At 70.2% G+C, this 8,955-nt stretch carries 8 protein-coding genes and 2 tRNA genes; 9 read left to right on the top strand and 1 reads right to left on the bottom strand.

The genetic code is table 11. The features are described 5' to 3' along the window. The 4 genes from grpE to dapB form a co-directional block, all read left to right on the top strand. A partial coding sequence (gene grpE / locus EBL85_RS15990; RefSeq protein WP_123143428.1) for a nucleotide exchange factor GrpE occupies positions 1-554 on the top strand: 554 nt, incomplete at its 5' end. 89 nt (positions 555-643) lie between these two features. Then, positions 644-2,587 (top strand): molecular chaperone DnaK, encoded by a 1,944-nt coding sequence (gene dnaK, locus EBL85_RS15985; RefSeq protein WP_123143427.1) that lies wholly within the window; start codon positions 644-646, stop codon positions 2,585-2,587. A 122-nt stretch (positions 2,588-2,709) separates the two neighbouring features. Further along, positions 2,710-3,849 carry a molecular chaperone DnaJ gene (dnaJ, locus tag EBL85_RS15980; protein WP_123143426.1) on the top strand — a complete coding sequence of 380 codons (1,140 nt, stop codon included), beginning with the start codon at positions 2,710-2,712 and terminating at the stop codon, positions 3,847-3,849. A gap of 63 nt (positions 3,850-3,912) precedes the next feature. Next, entirely contained in the window at positions 3,913-4,728 is an 816-nt protein-coding gene (dapB, locus tag EBL85_RS15975) for a 4-hydroxy-tetrahydrodipicolinate reductase (RefSeq protein ID WP_123141366.1), read from the top strand. A gap of 40 nt (positions 4,729-4,768) precedes the next feature. On the opposite strand, the gene EBL85_RS15970 is transcribed toward dapB, so the two are convergent. Beyond that, on the bottom strand, positions 4,769-5,161 hold the full coding sequence (locus EBL85_RS15970; RefSeq protein ID WP_123141365.1) for a DUF3775 domain-containing protein: 393 nt from the start codon (positions 5,159-5,161) through the stop codon (positions 4,769-4,771). A gap of 143 nt (positions 5,162-5,304) precedes the next feature. Here EBL85_RS15970 and EBL85_RS15965 point away from each other — a divergent pair, with 143 nt between their 5' ends. From EBL85_RS15965 to EBL85_RS15945, 5 genes are all read left to right on the top strand, one after another. Continuing rightward, positions 5,305-6,093, top strand: a complete 789-nt coding sequence (locus EBL85_RS15965; RefSeq protein WP_123143425.1) for a M48 family metallopeptidase — start codon at positions 5,305-5,307, stop codon at positions 6,091-6,093. After that, the gene (locus EBL85_RS15960) at positions 6,074-7,201 is read left to right on the top strand and encodes a lipocalin-like domain-containing protein (protein WP_123143424.1); all 1,128 of its coding nucleotides are present in this window, start codon (positions 6,074-6,076) and stop codon (positions 7,199-7,201) included. The genes EBL85_RS15965 and EBL85_RS15960 overlap by 20 nt, the downstream gene beginning before the upstream one ends. Further along, entirely contained in the window at positions 7,198-8,610 is a 1,413-nt protein-coding gene (locus EBL85_RS15955) for a c-type cytochrome (RefSeq protein WP_223806175.1), read from the top strand. Before EBL85_RS15960 ends, EBL85_RS15955 begins: the two co-directional genes overlap by 4 nt. A 108-nt stretch (positions 8,611-8,718) precedes the next feature. Then, positions 8,719-8,795: transfer RNA gene (locus tag EBL85_RS15950), tRNA-Met, on the top strand. Between the two features lie 74 nt (positions 8,796-8,869). Further along, positions 8,870-8,946, top strand: a tRNA-Met gene (locus EBL85_RS15945). Positions 8,947-8,955: the final 9 nt, after the last annotated feature.

The raw sequence follows: 8,955 nt of genomic DNA, 5'->3' as shown, positions 1-8,955 counted from the left end.
AGACGCCGGTCGAGGACAGCGCCCCCGAGGGCGAGCAGCAGGTCGCCCCCGACGAGCCGGCGGCGCCGAGCGCCGAGGAGCTCGGCGCGGCGCTGGCCGAGGCGGCCGAGGCGCGCGCCGAGGCCGAGAGGCTGCGCGAGCAACTGCTGCGCGCCCACGCCGAGGGCGAGAATCTCAAGCGGCGTCACGCCAACGAGCTGGAGAAGGCGCACAAGTTCGCCCTCGACGGCTTCGTGCGCGAGCTGCTGGGGGTGCGCGACAGTCTCGAACTGGGGCATCAGGCGGCGCAGGATGAGGGCGCCGATGTCGCCAAGCTGCGCGAGGGTACCGAGCTGACGCTGAAGTTGCTCGGCGACGTGATGGACAAGTTCGGGGTGGCGCAGGTCGACCCGATCGATCAGCCCTTCGACCCCGAGTTCCATCAGGCGATGTCGATGCAGCCGCGCGAGGATGTCGCGCCGAACACCGTGGTGGGGGTGATCCAGAAGGGCTACATGCTCAATGGCCGCCTGGTGCGCCCGGCGCTGGTGCTGGTCTCCCAGCAGCCCGCCTGAGCATCGCTTGAACGCCCTGGGGGGCTCCCCCAACTGATCGAACAGCCAGGCGCCAAGGCGCCATACGACACAATTCGGAGACGATAGTCATGGGAAAAATCATCGGTATCGACCTCGGCACCACCAACTCCTGCGTGGCGGTGATGGAGGGCGACAGCGTCAAGGTCATCGAGAACGCCGAGGGTGATCGCACCACCCCCTCGATCATCGCCTACACCAACGACGGTGAGGTGCTCGTCGGCCAGTCGGCCAAGCGTCAGTCGGTCACCAACCCGACCAACACCCTGTTCGCGGTCAAGCGTCTGATCGGCCGCCGCTTCGACGACTCGGTCGTCAGCAAGGACAAGGACATGGTCCCCTACAAGATCGTCAAGGCCGACAACGGCGACGCCTGGGTCGAGGTCAGCGGCAAGAAGATGGCGCCGCCGGAGATCTCGGCCAAGGTGCTGCAGAAGATGAAGAAGACCGCCGAGGACTATCTCGGCGCCGAGGTCACCGAGGCGGTGATCACCGTCCCGGCCTACTTCAACGACTCGCAGCGTCAGGCCACCAAGGACGCCGGTCGCATCGCCGGGCTCGATGTCAAGCGCATCATCAACGAGCCGACCGCCGCGGCCCTGGCCTACGGCATGGACAAGCAGCGCGGCGACCAGAAGATCGCCGTCTACGACCTCGGTGGCGGCACCTTCGACATCTCGATCATCGAGATCGCCGAGATCGAGGGCGAGCACCAGTTCGAGGTGCTCTCGACCAATGGTGACACCTTCCTCGGCGGCGAGGACTTCGACCTGCGCATCATCGACCACCTGGTCGAGTCCTTCAAGAAGGAGCAGGGCGTCGATCTGCGCAACGATCCGCTGGCGCTGCAGCGTCTCAAGGAGGCCGCCGAGAAGGCCAAGATCGAGCTGTCCTCGAGCCAGCAGACCGACATCAACCTGCCCTACATCACCGCCGACCAGAGCGGTCCCAAGCACCTCAACCTCAAGCTCACCCGCGCCAAGCTCGAGTCGCTGGTCGAGGAGCTGGTCGATCGCACCATCGCGCCCTGCCGCACCGCGCTGAAGGACGCCGGTCTCACCGCCGGCGAGATCGACGAGGTGATCCTGGTCGGTGGCCAGACCCGCATGCCCAAGGTCCAGGCCAAGGTCGAGGAGTTCTTCGGCAAGACCCCGCGCCGTGACGTCAACCCCGACGAGGCGGTGGCCATCGGTGCCTCGATCCAGGGCGGCGTGCTCGGCGGCGAGGTCAAGGACGTGCTGCTGCTCGACGTCACCCCGCTGTCGCTCGGCATCGAGACCCTCGGCGGCGTGATGACCAAGCTCATCGAGAAGAACACCACCATCCCGACCTCCGCCGGTCAGGTGTTCTCCACCGCCGACGACAACCAGACCGCGGTCACCGTGCACGTGCTCCAGGGCGAGCGCGAGCGTGCCGCGAGCAACAAGTCGCTGGGTCGCTTCGACCTCTCCGACATCCCGCCGGCGCCGCGCGGCGTGCCGCAGATCGAGGTCAAGTTCGACATCGACGCCAACGGCATCCTCAACGTCTCGGCCAAGGACAAGGCCACCGGCAAGGAGCAGTCGATCGTCATCAAGGCCTCCTCCGGTCTGTCCGACGACGAGATCGAGCGTATGGTCAAGGACGCCGAGGCCCACGCCGAGGACGACCGTCACTTCCAGGAGCTGGTCGCCGCGCGCAACCAGGCCGACACCATGATCCACGCGACCCGCAAGTCGATGGAGCAGCTCGGTGACAAGGTCGAGAGCGGCGAGCGCGAGTCGATCGAGAGCGCCATCAAGGACCTCGAGGAGGCCATGGGTGGCGAGGACAAGGAGCGCATCGAGGCGCTGACCAAGACCCTCGGCGAGTCCTCGGCGAAGATGGCCGAGCGACTCTACGCCCAGAACGCCGAGGCCGGCGGCGGCGAGGCCGGCGCCGAGGGTGGCGCGGACGCCCAGTCTTCCGGCGCCAAGGGCGGTGCCGACGATGTGGTCGACGCCGAGTTCGAAGAAGTCAAAGACGACAAGAAGTGAGGTGAGCGGCCGCTAAGCGGCCGCCTCGACCTTTGTGGCGAAAGCGTACCGACGTTCTGCGTCCGTGCGCTTTCTGCTTATGAACACGTCCGAGGCTGGCGTGCTGCGGCTGGAATGAATCAATGTCAAAACGCGACTACTACGAAGTCCTCGGTGTTCAGCGCAACGCCAGCGAGGCCGATCTCAAGAAGGCCTTTCGCCGCTTGGCGATGAAGTATCATCCCGACCGCAACGGCGGCGCGGATGCCGAGACCAAGTTCAAGGAGGCCAAGGAGGCCTACGACGTCCTCAGCGACGCCAAGAAACGCTCGGCCTACGACCAGTTCGGCCATGCCGGGGTCGAAGGCGGTCCGGGCGGCTTCGGCGGCGCCGGTGACTTCGGCGGCGCCGGCTCCTTCTCCGACATCTTCGGCGACGTCTTCGGCGACATCTTCGGCGGTCGTGCCGGGGGCGGCGGGCGCCGCGCCCAGCGCGGGGTCGACCTGCGCTACGACCTCAGCCTGACGCTCGAGGAGGCGGTCAACGGCAAGGATGTCAGCATCCGCATCCCCACCCAGGTCGATTGTCAGTTCTGCGGCGGCAGCGGCGCCAAGCCCGGCACCAAGCCCAAGACCTGTCCCACCTGCGGCGGTGTCGGTCAGGTGCGCATGCAGCAGGGCTTCTTCTCCATCCAGCAGACCTGTCCCGAGTGTCGCGGCACCGGGCACGTGATCGAGGAGCCCTGCTCGCACTGTCGTGGCCAGGGCCGGGTGCAGGAGGAGAAGACGCTGTCGGTGAAGATCCCCGCAGGCGTCGACACCGGTGATCGCATCCGCCTCGCCGGCGAGGGCGATCGCGGCGAACTCGGCGGTCCGCCCGGCGATCTCTACGTCCAGGTGCAGGTGCAGCCGCACCCGATCTTCACCCGCGAGGACAGCAACCTCTACTGCCAGGTGCCGATCGGCTTCGTCGCCGCCGCGCTCGGCGGCGAGCTGGAGGTGCCGACGCTCGACGGCAAGGTGATGCTGAAGATCCCCGCCGGCACCCAGACCGGCAAGATGTTCCGGGTCCGCGGCAAGGGCGTGAAGCCGGTGCGCGGCGGCCCGGTCGGCGATCTCATCTGCAAGGTGGTGATCGAGACCCCGGTCAACCTCACCGAGCGTCAGCAGGAACTGCTGCGGGACTTCGAGGAGAGCGTCCGCGAGGGCGGCTCGCGCCACAACCCGCAATCGCACTCCTGGCTCGACGGGGTCAAGAGCTTCTTCGAGAAGATGGGGCTCTAGGCCCGGCACTCGCCGCACCGCGCCGCGCGCGGTGCGTCATCCGCCAACAAGGACATCCTTCACATGACAGACATCAGGATCGCAGTGGCCGGTGCCGGCGGGCGCATGGGACGCGCGCTGGTACAGGCCGTCACCGAGGCCGAGGGCGTGGTGCTCGGCGCCGCCACCGAGCGCGCGGGCAGTTCGCTGCTCGGCACCGATGCCGGTGAGCTGGCCGGGGTCGGCGCGCTCGGCGTGACCCTCGTTGCCGAGCTGGCGACGGTGCTCGACGACTTCGACGTGCTCATCGACTTCACCGCGCCGGCGGCCACGCTCGCCCATCTCGAACTCTGCCGCGGCGCCGGCAAGCGCATGGTGATCGGCACCACCGGCTTCGACGAGGCCGGGCGCGCGGCGATTGCCGCGGCCGCCGAGTCGATCGGCATCGTCTTCGCGCCGAACATGAGCGTCGGCGTCAACCTGACCTTCAAGCTGCTCGACATCGCCGCGCGGGTGCTCGGCGACGAGGTCGACATCGAGATCATCGAGGCCCATCACCGTCACAAGGTCGATGCCCCCTCGGGCACCGCGCTGCGCATGGGCGAGGTGGTGGCCGAGGCGCTCGGGCGCGATCTCGACGAGGTCGCCGTCTACGGGCGCGAGGGTCACACCGGCGCGCGCGAGCGCCGTACCATCGGCTTCGAGACCATCCGCGCCGGCGATGTGGTCGGCGAGCACAGCGTCTGGTTCGCCGCCGAGGGCGAGCGCGTGGAGATCGCCCACAAGGCCTCCAGCCGCATGACCTTCGCCAGCGGTGCGGTGCGTGCCGCCGGTTGGATCGGCGCGCGCTCGCGCGGCCAGTTCGACATGCAGGACGTGCTCGGGCTGCGCGATTACTGAGTCGCCCGTCGCCCCGCCGCCGGCGGGGCGACGCCCCGGCTCAGTCCTGACAGGAGTAGCCGAAGGCGATCAGCCCTTCCTCCAGGTCGTCGGCGACCATCGGGTGGACCAGCAGATAGGCCGCCGCGCGCAGCGAATACTCGCCGATGGCGTCATCGACCGCCGTCTCCCAGTCCTCCAGCTCGTAGTCGCCGCGCCCCAGCCACATCAGCGCCACCAGCTCGGCACGCTGACGCTGGCTCATCTCGGCGATGGCCTCGGTCATCGCCACCAGCGCCATGTCGTCGCTGTGGTCGGCGAGCATCTGCAGTCCCCAGTCCTCGGTCGGGCTCGAGGGGACGTCCGGCAGCACCACCTCCTCCTTGGCCTGGAACTCGCGGACCTTGCCGATGATCTGGCACAGGGTCTGGGGTTGGATGTGAAGCTTGCTCATCGATCTCCTCGCTCTCGACGGAGTCCGGCCGCGGGATGCGGTGCGTCGTCGAATGGCCAGTGTACACCGCCGCGCCGGGGTGGTGGCGCGCCGTCTCCGTCCCCATCTGCCCTGCAATGATCACTGCACGAGAGAGCCCCCGGATGTCCCCCTCGTCGCTCGCCCGCCGGCTGCTGCCCTGGTTGCTGGCGCTGATGCTGTGGGGCTGCGCCAGCGCTCCCGAGACCGGGCGCAGCCAGCTGATGCTGATCGATCACGCCGAGGAGGCCAGGCTCGGCGCCCGTGGCTTCGCGCAGATCAAGCGCGAGCTGCCGCGCGCCCGCGACCGTGCCGCGCAGGCGCGCGTCGAGCGCATCGGGCGGCGTATCGCCCGGGTCGTCGAGCTGCCCGGGGCGCGCTGGGAGTTCGTGCTGTTCGAGGACCCCAGCCCCAACGCCTTCGCCCTGCCGGGCGGCAAGGTCGGGATCAACACCGGCATCCTGCCGATCGCCCGCACTGATGCCGGGCTGGCCACGGTGATGGCCCACGAGATCGCCCATGTGGTGGCCCGTCACGGCGCCGAGCAACGCTCCCAGGAGATGCTCGCCGGGCTCGGCGCCGGGCTGCTCTCGGCGGTGCTCGGCGCCCAGGGCGTGCCGGGTAGCGACCTGGCGGTACAGGCCTATGGCGTCGGCGCCCAGCTCGGGGTGATCCTGCCCTATTCGCGTGCCCACGAACTCGAGGCCGACCGTCTGGGGCTCTTCTACATGGCCCGCGCCGGCTACGATCCGCGCGAGGCGATCGCCTTCTGGCAGCGTTTCCAGGCCGCCAGCCGGGGCAGGGCGGCACCGCCCGAGTTCCTCAGCACCCACCCGGTCGACACCACCCGTCTCGCGCAGCTGCGCGAGCTGCTGCCCGAGGCCGAGGCGATCTATGTGTGGAAGGCGCGCTGAGCGACGAGGCTGGTACGCCGCCCGGCTGCCGATCCTGGCGCTGGTCGGGCTGCTCGGCGGTTGCGAGGCGCCCCCGCCCCCCGTCGAGCAGGATGCTGCGCTGCTCGCCGGGGCCGCCGCGCTGCTCGCCCCCGGCGCGGTGCCGGGTCCGCTGGACCTGCCCGCCGATCATGGCGCCCATCCGTCCCAGGGGCTGGAGCTGTGGCGGCTCCAGGCGCGGGTCGAGGAGGCCGATGGACGGGCGCATCTGCTCACCCTGGGGGTCGTCCGCCTGACCCTGGCGACACCGCCCGATCCTCCGCTCTCGGCCTGGCGCGGCGATCGGCTGCTGTGGGGCTGGTCGCAGCGGCTGGGGCCGGTCGGGGTCGCGTTCGAGCAGCGCCGCGCCCGCGCCGTGCTCGGGCTGGCCGGGGCAACGGCGGACCCGCCGCGGGTGTGGGTGCGCGACTGGACGCTCGACCTCGGGCCGGGGCGCCCGCCTTGGCGTCTGCGCTTCGAGGATGCCGCGGGGAGGCGGCTGGTGCTCGCCGGCGGCGCCCCGGCGCTCGGGCTGGCGCAGCTTGCCGCGACCCTCGGCGCCGAGGCGACGACCGCCGGCCCGCAAGGCTATCTGTTGCCGGGGCTGAGCGTGAGCGGGCAGCTGCTCGTCGACGGCCGGCCGCGCGCGGTCGAGGGGCGCGCCTGGTTCGAGCATCTCTGGGCCGGGGGCGGGGAGGGTGCTGGTGTCGGGCTGCGCCTCACCCGGCTGACGCTCCAGCTCGACGAGGCCCGCACCCTGGCCTGTGTCGAGCTGCGTCGTGCCGAGGCAGGCGGGCGACCGATCCCGGGCTGCGTGCTGGTCACTGACGACGGTCAGGTGCGCGCGTTCCGGCGGCGCGAGCTGCGTCTCGAGGCGCAGGAGCGCGGCACGCACCCGGCGCGCTGGCGCCTCGAGATCCCCGCCGTGGCGCTGGCCGTGGCGCTGACGCTCTGGGACGATGCGCCGGGGCCGATCGCGCCGGGCGTGGCGGTGCGGGTCGCCGGCAGCGTCGAGGGGCGTGTGATCGATGGTTGGGGCTGGGTCGAGTCCGGCGGGCCGGGGCAGCGGATACGCGGGGAGGGTGAATGATGCGCTGGCGTGATCGTCGATGCTGGTCCTGGATGCTGCTCGCACTGGCGCTCGCCGGTTGCGACCGTCCGGGTGAGAAGGCCGAGGCCGGGCGCATCCCCGCCGCCGAGCAGCGCCCGGGCGATCCGGTGCGCGGGCGCGATGCCCTGCTCAATCGCGCGGTGGTGACCTGTGGCCCGCCCCATGCCGCCTATGCCGCGCGCGCCGGGGCGGGGGGCGCACCGGCGCTCAATCCCGCCGGGCGTACCGGGCGCAACGCCGAGCTGCCCTATATGCTCACCGCCCATGTCGACCCCGCCGGGGTCGAGCTGGTGACCTCGAACTGTCTCGGCTGTCATGCCGCGCCGCTCGAGGGCGAGCTGGTGATCGGGCTGGGCAACGAGTTCCTCGATCTGACCGCGGACCCGCTGGTGGCGATCGAGGCGCTCGGCGCGGGGCTCGCGCCCGGCCCCGAGCGCGCGGCCTGGCGGCGCTGGGCCGATCGTATCGGGCGCATCGCCGACTACATGATGACCGACACCGTCGGGGTGAACTCGGCCAACAACCTCACCCTGGCGCTGATGGCCCATCGCGACCCGCAGACCCTGGCCTGGTCCGACACGCCATTGATCGCACCGCCGCCGACGCGCCCGCTGCCGGTGAGCGTACCGCCCTGGTGGCACCTCGCCAAGAAGCACGCGGTCTTCTACAACGGTGAGGGGCGCGGTGATCATGTGCGCTACATGATCCTGGCCTCGACCACCTGTACCGACAGCGTCGCCGAGGCGCGTGCGATCGATGCCTGGTTCGTCGACGTGCGCGCCTATCTCGCCACCCTGCGCCCGCCGCCCTATCCCTATCCGATCGACGCCGAGCTGGCGCGCGTCGGCGAGCGCGTGTTCGCCGATCGCTGCGCGAGCTGTCACGGCACCCAGGGCGCCGACGGGCGCTATCCGAACAAGCTCGTCGCCCTCGGCAAGGTCGGCACCGACCCGGCGCTGGCGCGGGCGGCCTTCGCCGAGTCCGATCGTTTCCTCGACTGGTTCCACGACTCCTTCTATGGCGAGCTGGGACGCTCGCGTCCCGGGCTGGGCTATGTCGCGCCGCCGCTCGACGGTATCTGGGCGACCGCGCCCTATCTGCACAACGGCGCGGTGCCGACGCTCGCCGACCTGCTCGAGAGCGGCGCGCGCCCGGCCTTCTGGCGCCACCAGCGCAGCGGCCAGGCGCTGCCCGAGTACGACACCGAGCGTCTCGGCTGGCGCTACCGGCGTCTCGCCGCGGGCAAGTCGGCGGCGATGAGTTGGGCGGAGCGCAAGCACATCTACGACACCAGCCTCCACGGCTACGGCAACCAGGGGCACGACTTCGGCGACCGGCTCGCCCCGGCGGCGCGCCGCGCGCTGCTCGAGTATCTCAAGACCCTGTGAGCGTCCCCGTATCGGCGCTCGCGGTGCCGTGTCCGGCGGGGTGAAAGACCTTGACGGAAAAAAGACTTGCGCCCCTCCGCAGTCGTCCCTATAATTCTCGGTCTCGATTGCGGGGTGGAGCAGTCAGGCAGCTCGTCGGGCTCATAACCCGAAGGTCGTAGGTTCAAATCCTGCCCCCGCTACCACATCTCGTCGCGCCGATCGCAAGACCGGCTCGACAGGGTCGCAAGACCCAGCCCAAGCGGGCACACAGTTCAGTTGCGGGGTGGAGCAGTCAGGCAGCTCGTCGGGCTCATAACCCGAAGGTCGTAGGTTCAAATCCTGCCCCCGCTACCACATCTAGAT

The sequence above is a fragment of the Marichromatium sp. AB32 genome (genome assembly GCF_003718675.1).
Lineage (GTDB): Bacteria > Pseudomonadota > Gammaproteobacteria > Chromatiales > Chromatiaceae > Marichromatium > Marichromatium gracile.
Note: the sequence above shows the minus strand (reverse complement) of the source record. Positions and strands in the feature narration are given on the sequence as shown.

What these genes read in the sequence shown, in the direction of transcription:
- EBL85_RS15965 (WP_123143425.1), top strand. Translation starts at nt 5,305, where the DNA reads ATGTCCCCCTCGTCGCTCGCCCGCCGGCTGCTGCCCTGGTTGCTGGCG.
- dnaJ (WP_123143426.1), top strand. Translation starts at nt 2,710, where the DNA reads ATGTCAAAACGCGACTACTACGAAGTCCTCGGTGTTCAGCGCAACGCC.
- EBL85_RS15960 (WP_123143424.1), top strand. Translation starts at nt 6,074, where the DNA reads ATGTGTGGAAGGCGCGCTGAGCGACGAGGCTGGTACGCCGCCCGGCTG.
- dapB (WP_123141366.1), top strand. Translation starts at nt 3,913, where the DNA reads ATGACAGACATCAGGATCGCAGTGGCCGGTGCCGGCGGGCGCATGGGA.
- EBL85_RS15970 (WP_123141365.1), bottom strand. Translation starts at nt 5,161, where the DNA reads ATGAGCAAGCTTCACATCCAACCCCAGACCCTGTGCCAGATCATCGGC.
- dnaK (WP_123143427.1), top strand. Translation starts at nt 644, where the DNA reads ATGGGAAAAATCATCGGTATCGACCTCGGCACCACCAACTCCTGCGTG.
- EBL85_RS15955 (WP_223806175.1), top strand. Translation starts at nt 7,198, where the DNA reads ATGATGCGCTGGCGTGATCGTCGATGCTGGTCCTGGATGCTGCTCGCA.